Origin of the sequence: Bradyrhizobium sp. 1200_D9_N1_1, assembly GCF_052075915.1 — a bacterium.
Taxonomy (GTDB): Bacteria; Pseudomonadota; Alphaproteobacteria; order Rhizobiales; family Xanthobacteraceae; genus Bradyrhizobium; species Bradyrhizobium diazoefficiens.
In genome coordinates this window covers 6,782,668-6,799,885 of the sequence record NZ_CP197226.1, presented here as the reverse complement: position 1 = coordinate 6,799,885, position 17,218 = coordinate 6,782,668, and the positions used below count along the sequence as shown (strand labels likewise).

Genomic DNA, 17,218 nt, shown 5'->3' with positions numbered 1-17,218 from the left:
TCGCAAGATAGGAATACGATGAAATCAGTAGGCGGTCGGCCGTGCCACGGTCAACATTGCAGTGCAGCGTTGCACTGCCCGCGACTTTGGTTCATTGCAGGGCGATCAAAAGACGGCGGCTGCCGGACCAACCAAGGACGTTCTCGATGAGCAAAAAACAATACCGGATCGCGGTCATCCCCGGCGACGGCATCGGCAAGGAAGTGATGCCGGAGGGCCTGCGTGTTTTGGAGGCGGCCGCCAAGAAACACGGCGTGTCCCTGCATTTCGACCATTTCGACTTCTCGTCATGGGACTATTACGAGAAGCACGGCCAGATGATGCCGGACGACTGGAAGGAGAAGATCGGCAAGCACGACGCGATCTATTTCGGCGCGGTCGGCTGGCCGGCCAAGATTCCGGATCACGTTTCGCTGTGGGGCTCGCTGATCAAATTCCGCCGCGAGTTCGACCAATACGTGAACCTGCGGCCGGTACGGCTGATGCCCGGCGTGCCGTCGCCGCTCGCCAACCGCAAGCCCGGCGACATCGATTTCTGGGTGGTCCGCGAGAACACCGAGGGTGAATATTCCTCCGTCGGCGGCCGCATGTTCCCGGACACCGACCGTGAATTCGTCACCCAGCAGACGGTGATGACACGCACCGGCGTCGACCGCATCCTGAAGTTCGCCTTCGAGCTCGCGCAATCGCGGCCGAAGAAGCACCTGACCTCGGCGACCAAGTCGAACGGCATCTCCATCACCATGCCCTATTGGGACGAGCGCGTGGAGGCGATGGCCAAGAAATTCCCGGGCGTGAAGTGGGACAAGTACCACATCGACATCCTCACCGCGAACTTCGTGCTGCATCCTGACTGGTTCGACGTCGTGGTCGGCTCGAATCTGTTCGGTGACATCTTGTCCGATCTCGGCCCGGCCTGCACCGGTACCATCGGCATCGCGCCATCAGGCAACATCAATCCCGAGGGCGATTTCCCCTCGGTGTTCGAGCCGGTGCACGGCTCGGCGCCCGACATCGCGGGCCAGGGCATCGCCAACCCGATCGGCGCAATCTGGTCCGGTGCGATGATGTTCGAGCATCTCGGCGAGAAGGAAGCCGGCCGATCGATCGTGGAAGCGATCGAGCGCACGCTCGCCGAGCGCACGCTGCGCACCAGGGATCTCGGCGGCAACGCCGACACGACCGCCTGCGGCAAGGCGGTCGCGGATATGGTGGATTAAGCAGAGCTGCTAACCGAGGCGTCGTCCCGGCGAAAGCCGGGACCCATTACCCCAGGGAGTAGTTGCGGCGCGACGTTGGTGACTACGAGTCTTCGCCAAACCACCTTCTGTGGTTATAGGCCCCGAATCTGCGCTTCGCTGCGCTGATCCGGGACGACAGCAGTTGCGGTTTCCTACCCCACGATCTTCTCGATCGCGGCCTGATCCAGCCCGAACTTCTGCCCGGCCTCCAGAATCTCCTGCCAGGTGGTCGGATCGACCGGAATGCCTTCGGCGAGGCGCTTTTTCTTGGTCTCGCGCTCGGGCTCGCCGGCGATCTTGACCTTGTCGACGCCGGGGCCAGGCGGTGAGCCGGTGTGCCAGGCGACGAAGCTTTCGACTTCGCGTGCGAGGTTTTCGCCGGTGCCGAGCTTGCCCGGATCGATGATGATCGAGAGCATGCCGTTGAGGACGTTGTACTTGCCGTCGGACGGGCCCTTGACCACCTGTCCGCCGGAGAGCGCGCCGCCGAGGATTTCGCACACGAGCGCGAGCCCCGAACCCTTGTGCTCGCCGAACGGCAGAATAGCGCCGTACGGCGGGATCACGGTGTAGCGCGGATTGACCGTGGGCTTGCCTTCATTGTCGATGATGGTGCCGGGCTCCAGTTCGACGCCCTTGTTGTGGGCGACGCGGGTCTTTCCCTGCGCGATCCTGCTGGTGGCGAAGTCGAGCACGATCGGCTCTTTGCCCCTGCGCGGGATGCCGACGCAGAACGGGTTGGTGCCGTGGCGGGCATCGCTGCCGCCCCAGGGCGCCACGATCGGGCGCGAGATCACGTTGACGAAGTGAATCGATACAAGCCCGTGGTCGATGCACTGCTCGGCCCAGTGGCCGATGCGGCCAATGTGGTGCGCATTGGAAAGACCGACGAGACATACGCCGTTGCTCTTGGCACGCTCGGCTGCCAGCTCCATCGCTTCGTGGCCGATCACCTGGCCGTAGCCGGTGAGGCCGTCGAGGGTGAGGAGCGGGCCAGTGTCGAGCACGATCTTGACGTGCTGGTTCACGGCGAGGCCGCCGTTGGTGACGCTCTGGACATAGCGCGGGATCATGCCGACGCCGTGCGAGTCATGTCCCCTAAGATTGGCCTCGACGAGGTTGGCGGATACGAGCTCGGCCTCGCGGTCCGAGGAGCCGCCGGCCTTGACGATGGCGCGGACGACGCTGGTGAGCACTTCGGCCTTGATGGTGCGATAGTCAGCCATTTGTTGTTGCTCTTATCCCTTCACGATCCGGCGGCAGTGAATCCAGGCCGCTTCAATCAGGTTCTCGCTGGCCTCCGGCGTGCGGAACGCCGAATGCGCCGACAGTGTCACGTTCGGCAGTTTTGTCAGCGGATGATCGCCGGGCAGGGGCTCGACGTTGAAGACGTCGAGGCCGGCGTGACGGATGTGGCCCGACTTCAGCGCGTCGATCATGGCGACCTCGTCGACGACTGCGGCGCGCGCGGTGTTGATGAGGATGACGCCGGGCTTCATCGCAAAGATCTTCTCGCGCGTGATCATGCCGCGCGTTTCTTCGTTGAGCAGCAGGTGCAGCGACACCACGTCGCTGGTCGCCAGCACCGTGTCGAGATCGGTGAACGTGACGCCCGGGGAGCTCTTCGGCGAGCGATTCCAGGCGATCACCTTCATGCCGCTGCCGGACGCAATGCGCGCGACCTCTGCTGCGATGCCGCCGAAGCCGATAAGGCCGAGCGTCTTGCCGGTGAGCTGCATGCCGTCTTCGCGCAGCCAGTTGCCGACGCGCATCTCGCGGTCCATCATCGCGATGACGCGGGCCGAGGCCCACATCAGCGCGATCGCAGATTCAGCCACGGCGGTGTCGCCATAGCCCTTGATCAGGTGCACGGAGATGCCGAGCTCGGCGAGCTCTTCCGGATTCATGTAGCTGCGCGCGCCGGTGCCGAGGAACACGACGTGCTTCAGCCCCATGCATTTCTTCGCGACGTCCGTCGGCAGCGCGGTGTGGTCGACGATCGCGATCTCGGCGCCGTCGAGGATTTCCGGGTATTGCTCGGGCTTGATGTCCGGATCCCTGTTGATCCGCACCTTGGGATCGCCTGGTTTCTCCAGCCGCTCCATGATCACGGCGAGGGCTTCGTTGGCGTCGACGAAAACTCCGCGCATGGCTCTCTCCGGTCAGGCCGCGACGCCGGCGATCGCCAGCACGGTGTGCATCAGCACGTTGGTGCCTGCGGCGCAGTCGGGCTGCGTGGCATCCTCAAGCTCGTTGTGGCTGATGCCGTCCTTGCAGGGCACGAACACCATCGCCGCCGGCATGACGGTGTTGAGGTTGCAGGCATCGTGGCCGGCGCCGGAGGTGATGCGCCGAGAGGAATAGCCGAGCGTCTTCGCCGCGTTCTCGACCGCCGCGATCAGCTTGGGATCGAAATGCGTCGGCGGCTTGCGCCAGACCAGGTCGATCTTGACCTCGACCTTGCGGCGCGCAGCGATCTCGGCAATCGCGGCGCGTAGATCGCGATCGAGCGCGTCCATGATCGCGCCATCGGCACTGCGGCAATCCATGGTGAAGGCGATCTCGCCGGGAATGACGTTGCGCGAGGGGTTTGCGATCACGGCCTCGCCGATGGTGCCGACCGCGTTCGGCCCATGCTTCTTTGCAATCGCCTCCATCGCCAGCACGATTTCGGAGAGCGTGGCCAGCGCATCGCGCCGCAGCGGCATCGGGGTCGATCCCGCATGGCTCTCGAAGCCGGAAATCTTGCCGTCATACCAGAGCACGCCCTGGCCGGAATCGACGACGCCGATGGTCTTGCCCTCGGCCTCCAAAATCGGGCCCTGCTCGATGTGCAGCTCGACGAAGCAGCCGAGCTTCTGGAAGCCGACCGGCTTGTCGCCGCGATAGCCGATGCCGTCGAGCGCCTGGCCGACGGTGATGCCCTCGGCGTCCTTGCGTGACAGGATGTCGTCGGTGGTGAAATCGCCGACGTAAGCCGCGGACGCCATCATCGCGGGCGCGAAGCGCGAGCCTTCCTCGTTGGTCCAGTTGACCACACAGATGGGCGCCTCGGTCTCGATGCCGGCGTCGTTCAGGGTGCGGATCACTTCCAGCGCGCCGAGCGTTCCCAGGATGCCGTCATATTTGCCGCCGGTCGGCTGGGTGTCGAGATGCGAGCCGATGCCGACGGGCGGCTTCGACATGTCACGTCCCTTGCGCAGGCCGAACTGTGAGCCGAGCGCATCGACATGAACCTCGAGACCGGCATCCTCGCAGGCCTTGCGGAACCAGTCGCGCACCTGCTTGTCCTCGGCGCTCAGCGTCAGCCGCCGCACGCCGCCCTTGGCCGTCCCGCCGAATTGCGCGGTCTCGTGGATGGAGCCCCAGAGGCGGGCGGAATCGATTTGCAGATTGGTGGCGGCTCGGCTCATGCGGTCAGTCTCTCAGTTGTCATTCCGGGGCCCGACGAGCGAACCCGGAATCTCGAGATTCCGGGTCTGGTGCTTGCGCACCATCCCGGAATGACGTTGAAGGTTGTCCGGCATCCGTTTCAATGACGCGCCAGCGCGGGCGCGTCAACCGCGAGGCTGCTCTGCGCAATCTGACATGCAAGCTCGGCGACACGCTCCACCGCCACGACGTCGGGCGAGGCGAGCCAGCTCGCCGTGAACGTCAGCGGTGTGATTTCGAGATCGGTGTCGAGCAGTTGCAGCCGCCCGTCGGCGAGCTCGTTCTCGACGATGGCGTCGGGGATCACGGCGATCCCGAGGCCCTCGACCGCCATGTGGATAACGGTCGCGAGCGACGCAGAGGCATGCAGCCGTATCGGCGGCAATTCCGGCCGGTCGAACACCTCGCGCACGACCTCGTAAGGCTTGGTCTTGCGTGGGAAGGTGATGATCGGAAACCGTGCGAGCTCCGCCGGCGTCACCGGACCCTTGCCGAGCCCGAGCGAGGGGCTTGCGAGAAAGCCGATCGGGTAGTCGGCGAGCACGCGATTGTGCACGCCGGAGGCGGACAGCGGCCCAACCACGAAAGCAAGCTCGATCTCCTGCGCGAGGAGGCGTGCCGTGAGGTTCGGGGTGATGTCGACCTCGATCTCGAGCGACAGGTTCGGATAGATCTGGTTCACGCTTTTCACGAGGCGCGGCAGCCAGGTGTGCACGATGGTCTCGGCGACGCCGAGCCGCATCACGCCGCGCATCGCTGAGCGGTCGCCGATCTCCGCCATCATCTGAGCGCGGAGACCGATCAGCTTCTCCGCATAGACCATCATCTGCCGGCCGCTCGGCGTCGGCGAGGCCACGCGATGGTCGCGGTTGAGCAGCTTCACGCCCATCTCGCGCTCGAGCTGGGCGATGCGCTGGGAGATCGCCGGCTGGGTCGTGTTGAGGCGGGCCGCAGCGCCGCGGAAGCTGCCGAGCTTCACAACCCAGAGGAACGTCTCGATCGATCTGAAGTCCAGCATTGGAAGGATTTCCCCGATCGATAAATTGGATTTATCGATATTGATTAGAAAGGACGATTAGACTTTATAGCACGCTTGGTGTTGGCTGTCCTTGTCGAGTTTATAGGCAGGTCGATCAGATGACTGTTTTGGTGGCAGCGCAGCAAACTGAAACGCCCGACCCACTCCCGAGCCGCCAGGCGCGGCTCGCCTATCGCGGCGGCGAGGTGGGATCCACCGCCGGGGTCGCCCCCGGCTTCGTCCAGGGCAATCTGGCGATTCTGCCGGCGGAATACGCCAGCGCCTTTCACCGCTTCTGCCAGCTCAACCCGAAACCCTGCCCGATCATCGGCATGTCCGACGTCGGCAGTCCGCATATCCCCGCACTCGGCGCCGATCTCGACATCCGCACCGACGTTCCCCGCTACCGTGTCTGGCGCGATGGCGAAGTCGTCGACGAGCCGACCGACGTGACGGGCTACTGGCGCGACGATCTGGTGACCTTCGTGCTCGGCTGCTCGTTCTCGTTCGAGGAGGCGCTGCTCGACGAGGGCATGCCGATCCGCCACATCGAGCAGAACGTGCGCGTGCCGATGTACCGCACCAACATCGCCTGCGGCGAGGCCGGTCCGTTCGCCGGCCCCATGGTGGTGTCGATGCGTCCGTTCAAGCCGGCCGATGCGATCCGCGCCGTGCAGATCACCTCGCGCTATCCAGCCGTGCACGGCGCGCCCGTGCATCTCGGCCATCCGCATCTGATCGGCATCAAGGACATCGCCAAGCCCGACTATGGCGATCCCGTGCCGGTTGCCGACGACGAGATTCCGGTGTTCTGGGCCTGCGGCGTGACGCCGCAATCGGTGATCAACGCCGCCAGGCTGCCGTTCGCGATCACGCATTCTCCCGGCCTGATGCTGGTGACGGATCTCAAGAACAGGACCATGGCCGTGATATAGTGGGCAGCGTTTGCTGCTTCTTCGGGCTTTACCGCATCCATCAATCGCTTCATTCGATCAGCCGAAATTCCGTAACAGAGGACTTTGCCATGACGATCTCTCGCCGCGACGTGTTGCTGGGTGCCACCGCCACTGCAGCGCTGGTGCCGCTCGCTGCACGCGCCCAGACCTCGGAAGTCGTGATCGGCGTCATCTATCCGTTCTCCGGCGGCAGCGCGCAGCAGGGCGTCGATGCGCAGAAGGCCTATGAGACCGCGCTCGAGGTCATCAACAAGGACACCGATTTCGACCTGCCGCTGGCGAAGGGCGAAGGCCTGCCGGGCCTCGGCGGCGCAAAAGTCCGTCTCGTGTTCGCCGACCACCAGGCCGATCCGCAGAAGGGCCGCGCCGAGGCCGAGCGCCTGATTACGCAGGAGAAGGTCTCCGCCATCATCGGCACCTACCAGAGCGCGGTCGCCGTCACCGTCAGCCAGATCTGCGAGCGTTACCAGATCCCGTTCGTCTCCGCCGACAACTCCTCGCCGAGCCTGCATCGCCGCGGCCTCAAATATTACTTCCGTGCCGCGCCGCATGACGAGATGTACTCGGCCGCGATGTTCGACTTCTTCGACGCCATGAAGAAGAAGGGCACCAAGATCGAGACGCTGTCGCTGTTCCACGAGGACACCATCTTCGGCACCGACTCCGGCAACGCCCAGGCCAAGATCGCCGGCGAGCGCGCCTACAAGATCGTCACCGACATCAAGTACCGCGCCAACTCGCCGTCGCTCTCCGCCGAGGTGCAGCAGCTCAAGACCGCCAATGCCGACGTGCTGATGCCCTCGAGCTACACCACCGACGGCATCCTGCTGGTCAAGACCATGGCCGAGCTCGGCTACAAGCCCAACGCGATCGTGGCGCAGGACGCAGGCTTTTCCGAGAAGGCGCTCTACGACGCCGTCGGCGACAAGCTCGAAGGCGTGATCTCGCGCGGCACCTTCTCGCTCGACCTCGCGCAGAAGCGCCCGATGGTCGGCAAGATCAACGAGATGTTCAAGGCGCGGTCGGGCAAGGATTTCAACGACCTCACTTCGCGCCAGTTCATGGGCCTGATCATCCTTGCTGACGCCATCAGCCGCGCCAAGTCGACCGACGGCGAGAAAGTCCGCGATGCGCTGGCCGCCACCGACATCCCGGGCGAGCAGACCATCATGCCCTGGAAGCGCGTCAAGTTCGACGAGATGGGCCAGAACAACGACGCCGACCCGGTGCTGCTGCAATATGTCGGCGGCAAGTTCGTCACCATCTTCCCGCCGCAGGCCGCGATCGCCGAAGCGATCTGGCCGATGAAGTAAGCGTTTCGGAGAGCGGGAGCTCAGACTTGGCTCCCGCCCTCATCCTGAGGAGCGGGCGTAGCTCGCGTCTCGAAGGACGAGGGTGGGCCCATCCTTCGAGACGCGCGCCGCGGCGCGTTCTTCAGGATGAGGGCGTATTGTGGGGGACGACTTTTGACAGCTCAAGCCATTATCCAGAGTCTCGCGAGCGGCCTGCTCATGGGCCTGCTCTACGGACTGATCGCCGTCGGCCTCGCGCTGATCTTCGGCCTGATGGACGTCGTGAACTTCGCCCATGGCGAGTTCCTGATGATCGCGATGTATGTGAGCTTCTTCCTGTTCGCGTTCTTCGCCATCGACCCCCTGCTGTCGGCGCCGCTGGTCGCCGCGGCCCTGTTCGTGTTCGGGGCGGTCGTCTACCTCTTGATTGTACGCTTCGCGATGCGCGCCAAGGCAAACGCCGGCATGGTGCAGATCTTCTCGACCTTCGGCCTTGCCATCGTGATGCGCGGGCTCGCGCAGTTCTTCTTCACGCCGGACTATCGCAGCATTCCGCAGTCCTGGCTCGGCGGCAAGACGATCTCGATCGGCGGCATCTTCCTGCCGGAGCCGCAGTTGATCGGCGCGCTGGTCTCGATCGCGGCTTTCGCCGGCCTCTATTTCTTCATCAACCGCACTGACTTCGGCCGCGCGCTCGAAGCCACCCGCGAAGATCCCGGTGCAGTCGCACTCGTCGGCATCGACAAGAACCGCGTGTTCGCGCTGGGCTGGGGCCTGGGCGCCGCACTGGTCGGTCTCGCCGGCGCGATCATGGCGGTGTTCTTCTACATCTATCCGGACGTCGGCGCCTCCTTCGCGCTGATCGCCTATGTCACGGTTGCGCTCGGTGGTTTCGGCAGTGTGTTCGGCGCGTTCGCCGGCGGCATCATCGTCGGCCTCGTCGAGGCGACCACCGCCCTGGTGCTGCCGCCTTCGCTGAAATCGGTCGGCATCTACGCGGTCTATCTGCTCGTCGTCTTCATCCGGCCGCGCGGCCTGTTCGGATCGATGTGATGGACCAGAATTTTGCTACGCGGCGCCGCCGCGACCTGATCATCGCCGCGGTGCTGGCCGCGCTCGCGGCCCTTGCACCGCTGTTCATCAAGGATGTCTACGTCCAGAACATCCTGATCCTGACCCTGATGTACGCGGCGCTGTCGCAGAGCTGGAACATCCTGTCCGGCTATTGCGGACAGATCTCGCTGGGGCACGCGCTCTATTTCGGCATCGGCGCCTATACCACCGAGCTGCTGTTCACCAAGTTCGGCGTATTGCCCTGGTTCGGCATGCTCGCCGGCGGCGTGATTGCGGCCGTCATCGCAATGGGGCTTGGCTATCCCTTCTTCCGTCTGCGCGGCCATTACTTCGTGATCGCGACCATCGTCATCGCCGAGATCGGGCTGCTCCTGTTCCAGAACTGGGAATGGGCGGGTGCTGCGATGGGCATCACCATTCCGGTGCGCGGCGACAGCTGGCTGAAATTCCAGTTCATGCGCAGCAAGCTGCCTTACTTCTATTTCGCGCTGGTGCTGTGCAGCCTCGCCTGGTTCGTCACCTGGTGGCTCGAAGATTCCAAATGGGGCTTCTGGTGGCGCGCCGTGAAGGACAATCCGGAAGCGGCCGAGAGCCTCGGCGTCGTCGTGTTCAATTCCAAGATGGGCGCGGCGGCCGTCTCCGCCTTCCTCGTCGCCATCGGCGGTGCCTTCTATGCGCAGTTCCTCGCCTATATCGATCCCGAGAGCGTGATGGGCTTCCAGTTCTCGCTGCTGATGGCGCTGCCGGCCGTGCTCGGCGGCATCGGCACCCTGTGGGGGCCGGTGCTCGGCGCTGCCATCCTGATCCCGATGACGGAGCTGACACGCTCCTATATCGGCGGCTCCGGCCGTGGTGTTGACCTTATCGTCTATGGCGCACTGATCGTTGCGATCTCGCTGGCCCTGCCGCGCGGTCTGGTGAGCCTGTTCTCCCGTTCAAAAGCAAAGGGAGCCACGCGATGACCGCGCTCCTTGAAACCCGCGGCGTCTGGCAGCGGTTCGGCGGCCTCGTCGCCAACAGCGACGTGTCGATCTCGGTCGGCCGCGGCGAGATCGTCGGCCTGATCGGCCCGAACGGTGCCGGCAAGTCGACATTGTTCAATCTCATCGCCGGCGTCCTGCCGCCGACCCAGGGCTCGATCTGGTTCGACGGCGAGGACGTCACCCACATGCCGGCGGCCGAACGCTGCCAGCGCGGCGTCGGGCGCACCTTTCAGGTGGTCAAGAGCTTCGAGACCATGACCGTCATCGACAACGTCATCGTCGGTGCGCTCGTGCGCAACACGGTCATGCGCGAGGCGCGGCGCAAGGCGCATGAGGTGCTCGAATTCACCGGCCTCGCCGCGCGCGCCGACGTGCTTGCGAGCGATCTCGTGCCGGCCGAGAAGCGCCGCCTCGAAGTCGCCCGTGCGCTTGCGACCGAACCAAAGCTGCTGCTGCTCGACGAAGTCCTCACCGGCCTCACGCCGACCGAGGCGCAGACCGGTGTCGCGCTGGTGCGCAAGGTGCGCGATGCCGGCATCACCGTGCTGATGGTCGAGCACGTCATGGAGATCGTGATGCCGCTGGTCGACCGCGCCATCGTGCTCGACCTCGGCAAGGTGCTGGTCGAGGGCAAGCCTGCCGACGTCGTTCGCGATCCCAAGGTGATCAGCGCATATCTGGGAGATCGTCATGCTGTCAGTGCATGAAGTCACGACCGCCTATCAGGGTCTGGTCGCGATCTCCGCAGTCTCGATCGAGGTCGAGAAGGGCGAGATCGTCTGCGTCGCCGGCGCCAACGGCGCGGGCAAGTCGACGCTGCTGAAGTCCATCGCCGGCGCCGAACGCCCGCGTTCGGGCACCGTGACGTTCGACGGCAAGCGCCTCGACGGCATGGCGCAGCACCACATCACGGCCACCGGCATCGCCTATGTGCCGGAGAACCGCCGCCTGTTCCCGCGCCTGTCGGTGCGCGACAACCTTCGCCTCGGCAGCTATCTCTACCGCGGCGAGGCGAACCGCGAGGGACCGCTCGACCTCGTCTTCAACCTGTTTCCGCGTCTTCAGGAACGTTTGGAGCAGCGCGCCGAAACGCTCTCCGGCGGCGAACAGCAGATGCTCGCCATCGGCCGCGCGCTGATGACGCGCCCGCGGCTGCTGATGCTGGATGAGCCCTCGCAAGGCATCATGCCGAAGCTGGTGGACGAGATTTTCCAGGCAGTATTGCGCATCCGCGACGCCGGCATGACCGTCCTGATCGTCGAGCAACGCATGGCCGAGTGCCTGGAGATCGCCGACCGCGCCTACATCCTGCAAACCGGCCGCGTGCTGATGCAGGGCGCGGCGAGCGAGATCAAGGGCAATCCCGATGTGAGGAAGGCGTATCTGGGGCTTTAGCTAGACTGCCGCCGCAATCGCAGCCGTCATCCTGGGGGGGCGCGCTCTTTGCGCGCCTCGAAGGATGGGCCGCAAGCACCTGTAGCCCATCCTTCGAGGCTTCACCTTGCGATGCATTGCATCGCAAGGCTCGCACCTCAGGATGATGGCAGAGTATGCGGTTAATGTCCGTGCCCGTGCCCATGCTCCGGCAACGTCACCCCGAACACCTTCACCAGATCCGTCACCTGCTCCGGCGACAGATATTTCGGGTTCATCCCGCGCAGCAGCAGATAGAGCTTCGCCGTCTCCTCCAGCTCCTCCGTCGCGAACACCGCGGCCTCCAGCGTGTCGCCGGCGACCACCGGGCCGTGATTGGCGAGCAGGACGGACGAATATTTCCCCGCCAGCCCCTTGATCGCATCCGCCACTGCGGGATCGCCGGGGCGGTAATAGGGCACGAGCGCGGTCGCGCCGCATTTCATCAGATAATAGGCCGTCATCGGCGGCAGCGCGGCGCGCGGGTCGATCTCGGGCAGCATCGACAGTGCGACAGAATGCGTCGAATGCAGGTGTACGATCGCGCGTGCGCTACCGCGGGTGTCGTAGAGCGCGGTGTGCAGTGGAACTTCCTTGGTCGGTGCATCGCCCGAGATCGGCCGGCCTTGACTATCCAGCCGCGACAGCCGCGCCGGGTCGAGGAAGCCGAGCGAGGCGTTGGTCGGCGTCACCAGCCAGCCGCCATCGTCAAGCTTGACGCTGATATTGCCAGAGGAGCCCGGCGTCAGCCCGCGCTCGAACAGGGACCGTCCGAAGCGGCAGATATCCTCACGCAGCCTTGTCTCGTTGCTCATGGCCGTCATGCCTGCTTGTCTCACGCTTTGGCAGCGCGGCCAAGCCGTGTTATTCGGTTGCCAAGCTGCCGCAAAGGGCGGCTATTCGGGAAACGTTCGCAAGGGTCAGTTGCATGTCCGCCTCCACGTCACAGAATCAGCGTATCGCCGTCGTCGGGCTTGGCTCGATGGGGTTTGGCATGGCGACCTCGCTGAAGCGCGCCGGTCACGCCGTCACCGGCTGCGACGTCTCGGCTGATGCGGTGGCGCGCTTCGTGAAGGACGGCGGCGCGGGCGCCAAGACGCCGGCCGAAGCCGCCAGGGGCGCCGACGTCGTCGTCAGCGTCGTCGTCAACGCCGCGCAGACCGAGACGATCCTGTTCGGCAAGGATGGCGTCGCCGAAACCATGCCCAAGGACAGCGTCTTCCTGTCATCGGCCACCATGGATCCCGACGTGGCGCGGCGCCTGGCCAAACAGCTCGAGGCGACCGGTCGGCATTATCTGGATGCGCCGATCTCCGGTGGGGCGCAGCGCGCCGCGCAAGGCGAACTGACGATCCTCGCCTCGGGCAGCCCCGCCGCCTTTGCAAAGGCGCGGCCGGCGCTCGACGCCATGGCCGCAAAGCTCTACGAGCTTGGTGATGCCGCAGGGCAAGGCGCCGCCTTCAAGATGATCAACCAGTTGCTGGCCGGCGTGCACATCGCCGCCGCCAGCGAAGCGATGGCGTTCGCAGCCAAGCAGGGCCTCGACATCCGCAAGGTCTATGAGGTGATCACGGCCTCCGCCGGCAATTCCTGGATGTTCGAGAACCGCATGCCGCATGTGCTCGACGGCGACTATACGCCGCGCAGCGCGGTCGAGATCTTCGTCAAGGACCTCGGCATCATCCAGGACATGGCGCGCAGCGCCAGATTCCCGGTGCCGGTCTCCGCCGCCGCCCTCCAGATGTTCCTGATGACGGCTGCCGCCGGCATGGGCCGCGATGACGACGCCTCGGTTGCGCGCATGTATGCGCAGGTCACCGGCGTGAAGCTGCCCGGCGACAAGTAAGGATAAGAGGATTCCAATGCCCCGTTTCGCCGCCAATCTCTCGATGATGTTCACCGACGTGCCGTTCCTCGATCGCTTCGAGGCCGCCGCCCAGGTCGGCTTCACGGCCGTCGAGTTTCTCTTTCCTTATGAGCATCCGGCCGAGGCGGTCGGCGAGCGGCTCAAGCGCAACGGTCTGACCCAGGCGCTGTTCAACCTGCCGCCCGGCGACTGGAATGCGGGCGAGAAGGGTTTTGCTGCGCTCCCGGCGCGCTTCGCCGATCTCAAGGCGAGCCTCGAGACCGCGCTGCCTTACGCCAAGGCCACCGGCGTCAAGCGCCTGCACCTGATGGCCGGCCTTGCCAACCGCGGCGAGCGCGTCGCGATCGAGGCGTTCTACAAGTCGGTGGCGTGGGCGGCGGAGTTCTTCGCGCCGCATGGCATCGACATCGTGCTCGAGCCGATCAATGCCCGCAACGTGCCCGGCTACTTCCTCAACGATTTCGGCTTCGCGCGCGACCTGATCCAGGAGTTGCGGCTCCCGAACCTCAAGCTCCAGTTCGACATCTATCACTGCCAGATCATCCATGGCGACGTCACCATGCGCTTGCGCGAGATGATGCCGATCATCGGCCACATCCAGATCGCCAGCATTCCATCGCGCAACGAGCCCGACGGCGAGGAGCTGAACTATCCCTTCCTGTTCGAAGAGCTCGACCGGCTCGGCTATGCCGGCTTCGTCGGCTGCGAATACAATCCGCGCGGCAAGACCACCGACGGGCTCGCCTGGTTCAAGCCCTATGCGGGAGTGAAGCCGTGACTCTTGCACTGGGTTGCATCGCCGACGACTACACCGGCGCCTCCGATCTTGCCAACACGCTGACCCGTGCAGGCCTGCGCACCGTGCAGACCATCGGCATTCCTGCCGACGATCTGGCGCTGCCCGAGGTCGACGCTGTCGTGGTGTCCTTGAAGAGCCGCTCGATCGAAGCAGGTCTTGCTGTATCGCGCTCGCGCGCGGCGGAGACATGGCTGCGGGGCCGCGGCGCGAGCCATGTGCTGTTCAAGATCTGCTCGACCTTCGATTCCACCGACGCCGGCAATATCGGCCCTGTCATGGACGCGTTGCGCGACGATTGCGGCGAGGGCATCGTTCTGGTGACGCCGGCCTTCCCCGAGACCGGCCGCACCGTCTACCAGGGCAACCTGTTTGTCGGCGCCGTGCCGCTGAACGAGAGCCCGCTGAAGGACCATCCGCTCAACCCGATGCACGATTCCAGCCTGGTGCGGGTGCTGGCGCGCCAGAGCCGGACACAAATCGGCCTCGTCGATCTCGCCGCCGTCACGCGCGGCGCAGATGCCGTCCGGGCACGGCTGGCCGAACTCGCGGGCAAGGGCATTGGCGCTGCGATCATCGACGCCGTCTTCGATCGCGATCTCGAAACCATCGGCCTCGTCGCAGCCGAATATCGGCTGTCGGTCGGCGCCTCCGGCATCGGCCTTGGACTGGCGCGCGCGCTGGTGTCGACCGGCAAGGTCAAGTCGAATGCGGCAGGCGGCGAATCCGGAGCTGCCGTTGGCGGGCCGGCGGCGTGTCTTGCCGGCAGCTGCTCGCAGGCCACGCTCAAGCAGATCGCCAGCGCCGAACAGGTCATGCCGGTGTTTCATCTCGATCCGGACCGTATTCTTACGGGGGCGGACGAAGCGCAGCGTGCGCTGGACTGGGCAAGGCCGCGGCTGGCGGAGGGGCCGGTGCTGATCGCATCGAGCTCGACACCGGATCAGGTCGCCGCGCTTCAGGCACGTCACGGCCGTGACGCAGCCGGACATGCGATCGAGCAGGCCATGGCCGACATCGCCGAAAACCTTGTGAAATCAGGCGTGCGGCGATTGGTCGTTGCCGGCGGCGAGACGTCCGGCGCCGTGGTCGACCGGTTGAGGATTCCCGGATTTCTCGTGGGGGTGGAGATCGCTGCGGGTGTTCCGGTGCTGCGCGCGGTCGGCGCCGGGGGCGACATGCTGCTCGCTCTGAAGTCCGGAAATTTCGGTGGCCCGGAGTTCTTCTCCGATGCGCTTAGGCTCATGCGCTGAGCGCAGAGCGTTCTTAGCTGCCTGTTCATTTCTTTCAGGCTCCGTACTCGCACGGAGTCGTAGTTAACATCTGCTCAGTCGCTCTGTTGTCTGATGTCGGCGTCGCTCCCTTTGGTTGATTCTTTAGACCTCCCGGACGCGCGCCCGCGCCAGCATAAAGAGACCTGACTATGTTCGCCAAGATCTCCATCCGCGCCAAGATCATCAGTGTCGTGGCGTTCCTGCTGGTCGCGATGACCGGCATGGGCCTGCTCGCCGTCGTGAAGATGCGCGCGATGAACGCGAACACCACCGACATCACCACGAGCTGGATGCCCAGCGTGAGGGTGCTGGGCGAGCTCCGGGCCAGCGTCATCACCTATCGCAGTGTGGTCCGCGAGCACATGCTGGCCGAGACCCTGGAAGAAAAGCTCGCGATGGAAAAGATCGCGGTCACCACCAGCGAGACACTGGCCAAGGCCCGCCAGAGCTACGAGCCCATGATCACCTCGCCGGAGGAGCGGGCGCTCTACACCGAATGGTCCAAGCTGTGGGACGACTACAAGAAGAGCGCCGACGAGGTCTTTGCAGTGTCGCGCAAGGAGGTCGGCAAGGTCCCGCACGAGGCGCATGAGCTGAACGTCAAGACCGCCAACAAGATCGGCATCCAGTCCGACGAGGTCCTGCGCAAGGATATCGACCTCAACACCCGGGGTGGCGACCAGGCCGCGCGGGATGCCGCCGACAGCTATTCCTTCGCCTTCCTGCTGGTCGCGATCATCCTGGGCGCGGCCGTCCTGACAGGCATCGGCGTCAGCGTCTATCTCGTCCACGACGTCTCCAGCGGCATCAACTCGATCGTCGAGCCGATGCAGGCGCTGGGCAAGGGCGACCTCTCCGCCGAAGTCCCGCATCGCGGCGAGAAGACCGAGATCGGCGCCATGGCCGACGTGCTTCAGGTCTTCAAGGAGGCGTTGATCGCCAAGAAGGCCGCCGACGAAGCCGCCGCGGCCGACGCCGAAGCCAAGATCGAGCGCGGCCGCCGCGTCGACAACATCACCCGCGAATTCGAGACGATGATCGGCGAGATCGTCCAGACCGTGTCATCGGCCTCGACCCAGCTCGAAGCTTCCGCCTCGACGCTGACCTCGACCGCCGACCGCTCCCAGCGACTCGCGACCACCGTTGCCGGAGCCTCTGAAGAAGCCTCGACCAACGTGCAGTCGGTGGCTTCGGCGACGGAGGAGATGGCCTCCTCGGTCGGCGAGATCAGCCGTCAGGTTCAGGAATCGGCGCGGATGGCGGGCGACGCCGTCGGCCAGGCCCGAGCCACTACCGAGCGCGTCAGCGAGCTCTCCAAGGCGGCGTCCCGCATCGGCGACGTCGTCGAGCTGATCAACACCATCGCCGGCCAGACCAACCTCCTGGCGCTGAACGCCACCATCGAGGCGGCGCGCGCGGGCGAAGCCGGCCGCGGCTTCGCGGTGGTCGCCTCCGAGGTGAAGGCGCTCGCCGAGCAGACCGCGAAGGCGACCGGCGAAATCGGCCAGCAGATTTCCGGCATCCAGGCGGCGACCAACGATTCGGTCGGAGCGATCAAGGAGATCTCCTCGACGATCGAGCGTCTCTCGGAGATCTCGTCGGCGATCGCTGCGGCCGTGGAAGAGCAGGGCGCAGCGACCCAGGAGATCGCCCGCAATGTGCAGCAGGCGGCCCAGGGCACCCAGCAGGTCTCCTCCAACATCGCCGACGTGCAGCGCGGTGCGACCGAGACCGGCACCGCCTCCTCGCAGGTGCTGTCGGCGGCGCAGATGCTGTCGAACGACTCGAGCCGGCTCAAGACCGAGGTCAGCAAGTTCCTGACCAGCGTTCGCGCTGCGTAAGGCCGTCAGAGCAGGTATCGGACTACGCAAG

The 17,218-nt window shown here is 65.1% G+C and carries 16 protein-coding genes; 11 read left to right on the top strand and 5 right to left on the bottom strand.

All coding sequences use genetic code 11. The features are described 5' to 3' along the window. Window positions 1–146 precede the first annotated feature (146 nt). On the top strand, window positions 147–1,220 hold the full coding sequence (locus tag AB5K84_RS32550; protein WP_011085700.1) for a tartrate dehydrogenase: 1,074 nt from the start codon (window positions 147–149) through the stop codon (window positions 1,218–1,220). 173 nt (window positions 1,221–1,393) lie between these two features. Here the strand turns inward: AB5K84_RS32550 and AB5K84_RS32545 are convergent, their stop codons facing one another. From AB5K84_RS32545 to AB5K84_RS32530, 4 genes are all read right to left on the bottom strand, one after another. Continuing rightward, window positions 1,394–2,467 carry a malate/lactate/ureidoglycolate dehydrogenase gene (locus tag AB5K84_RS32545; RefSeq protein WP_011085701.1) on the bottom strand — a complete coding sequence of 358 codons (1,074 nt, stop codon included), beginning with the start codon at window positions 2,465–2,467 and terminating at the stop codon, window positions 1,394–1,396. A gap of 12 nt (window positions 2,468–2,479) precedes the next feature. Next, window positions 2,480–3,391, bottom strand: a complete 912-nt coding sequence (locus AB5K84_RS32540) for a glycerate dehydrogenase (protein ID WP_011085702.1) — start codon at window positions 3,389–3,391, stop codon at window positions 2,480–2,482. Between the two features lie 12 nt (window positions 3,392–3,403). Continuing rightward, a complete protein-coding gene (locus AB5K84_RS32535; protein ID WP_011085703.1) occupies window positions 3,404–4,654 on the bottom strand; it encodes a Zn-dependent hydrolase in 1,251 nt (416 codons plus the stop codon). Window positions 4,655–4,773: 119 nt separating this feature from the next. Then, on the bottom strand, window positions 4,774–5,691 hold the full coding sequence (locus AB5K84_RS32530) for a LysR family transcriptional regulator (protein WP_011085704.1): 918 nt from the start codon (window positions 5,689–5,691) through the stop codon (window positions 4,774–4,776). A 119-nt stretch (window positions 5,692–5,810) separates the two neighbouring features. On the opposite strand from AB5K84_RS32530, the gene AB5K84_RS32525 reads away from it, so the two are divergent. The 6 genes from AB5K84_RS32525 to AB5K84_RS32500 all read left to right on the top strand — a co-directional run bounded on the left by AB5K84_RS32525 (window position 5,811) and on the right by AB5K84_RS32500 (window position 11,391). Continuing rightward, the gene (locus AB5K84_RS32525) at window positions 5,811–6,626 is read left to right on the top strand and encodes a putative hydro-lyase (RefSeq protein ID WP_011085705.1); all 816 of its coding nucleotides are present in this window, start codon (window positions 5,811–5,813) and stop codon (window positions 6,624–6,626) included. Between the two features lie 89 nt (window positions 6,627–6,715). Further along, window positions 6,716–7,960, top strand: coding sequence for an ABC transporter substrate-binding protein (locus tag AB5K84_RS32520; protein ID WP_038965775.1), 1,245 nt, complete (start codon window positions 6,716–6,718; stop codon window positions 7,958–7,960). A gap of 153 nt (window positions 7,961–8,113) precedes the next feature. Continuing rightward, complete coding sequence (locus AB5K84_RS32515; protein WP_028172393.1) at window positions 8,114–8,992, top strand: branched-chain amino acid ABC transporter permease; 879 nt, start codon at window positions 8,114–8,116, stop codon at window positions 8,990–8,992. Beyond that, entirely contained in the window at window positions 8,992–9,975 is a 984-nt protein-coding gene (locus tag AB5K84_RS32510) for a branched-chain amino acid ABC transporter permease (RefSeq protein WP_038965773.1), read from the top strand. The genes AB5K84_RS32515 and AB5K84_RS32510 overlap by 1 nt, the downstream gene beginning before the upstream one ends. Continuing rightward, window positions 9,972–10,703 (top strand): ABC transporter ATP-binding protein, encoded by a 732-nt coding sequence (locus AB5K84_RS32505; RefSeq protein WP_011085709.1) that lies wholly within the window; start codon window positions 9,972–9,974, stop codon window positions 10,701–10,703. Before AB5K84_RS32510 ends, AB5K84_RS32505 begins: the two co-directional genes overlap by 4 nt. After that, window positions 10,687–11,391, top strand: a complete 705-nt coding sequence (locus AB5K84_RS32500) for an ABC transporter ATP-binding protein (protein ID WP_011085710.1) — start codon at window positions 10,687–10,689, stop codon at window positions 11,389–11,391. The genes AB5K84_RS32505 and AB5K84_RS32500 overlap by 17 nt, the downstream gene beginning before the upstream one ends. Before the next feature lie 161 nt (window positions 11,392–11,552). Here the strand turns inward: AB5K84_RS32500 and otnC are convergent, their stop codons facing one another. Then, window positions 11,553–12,233: a 3-oxo-tetronate 4-phosphate decarboxylase gene (gene otnC, locus AB5K84_RS32495; RefSeq protein ID WP_038965772.1), complete on the bottom strand. Its 681-nt coding sequence runs from the start codon at window positions 12,231–12,233 to the stop codon at window positions 11,553–11,555. A 104-nt stretch (window positions 12,234–12,337) separates the two neighbouring features. Between otnC and ltnD the strand changes: the two genes are divergently transcribed. The 4 genes from ltnD (at window position 12,338) to AB5K84_RS32475 (ending at window position 17,187) form a co-directional block, all read left to right on the top strand. Then, complete coding sequence (ltnD, locus tag AB5K84_RS32490; RefSeq protein ID WP_011085712.1) at window positions 12,338–13,255, top strand: L-threonate dehydrogenase; 918 nt, start codon at window positions 12,338–12,340, stop codon at window positions 13,253–13,255. A gap of 16 nt (window positions 13,256–13,271) precedes the next feature. After that, window positions 13,272–14,054, top strand: coding sequence for a 2-oxo-tetronate isomerase (otnI, locus tag AB5K84_RS32485; protein ID WP_011085713.1), 783 nt, complete (start codon window positions 13,272–13,274; stop codon window positions 14,052–14,054). Beyond that, a complete protein-coding gene (gene otnK, locus AB5K84_RS32480; RefSeq protein ID WP_011085714.1) occupies window positions 14,051–15,325 on the top strand; it encodes a 3-oxo-tetronate kinase in 1,275 nt (424 codons plus the stop codon). Before otnI ends, otnK begins: the two co-directional genes overlap by 4 nt. 170 nt (window positions 15,326–15,495) lie before the next feature. Continuing rightward, window positions 15,496–17,187, top strand: a complete 1,692-nt coding sequence (locus tag AB5K84_RS32475) for a methyl-accepting chemotaxis protein (RefSeq protein WP_011085715.1) — start codon at window positions 15,496–15,498, stop codon at window positions 17,185–17,187. Window positions 17,188–17,218: the final 31 nt, after the last annotated feature.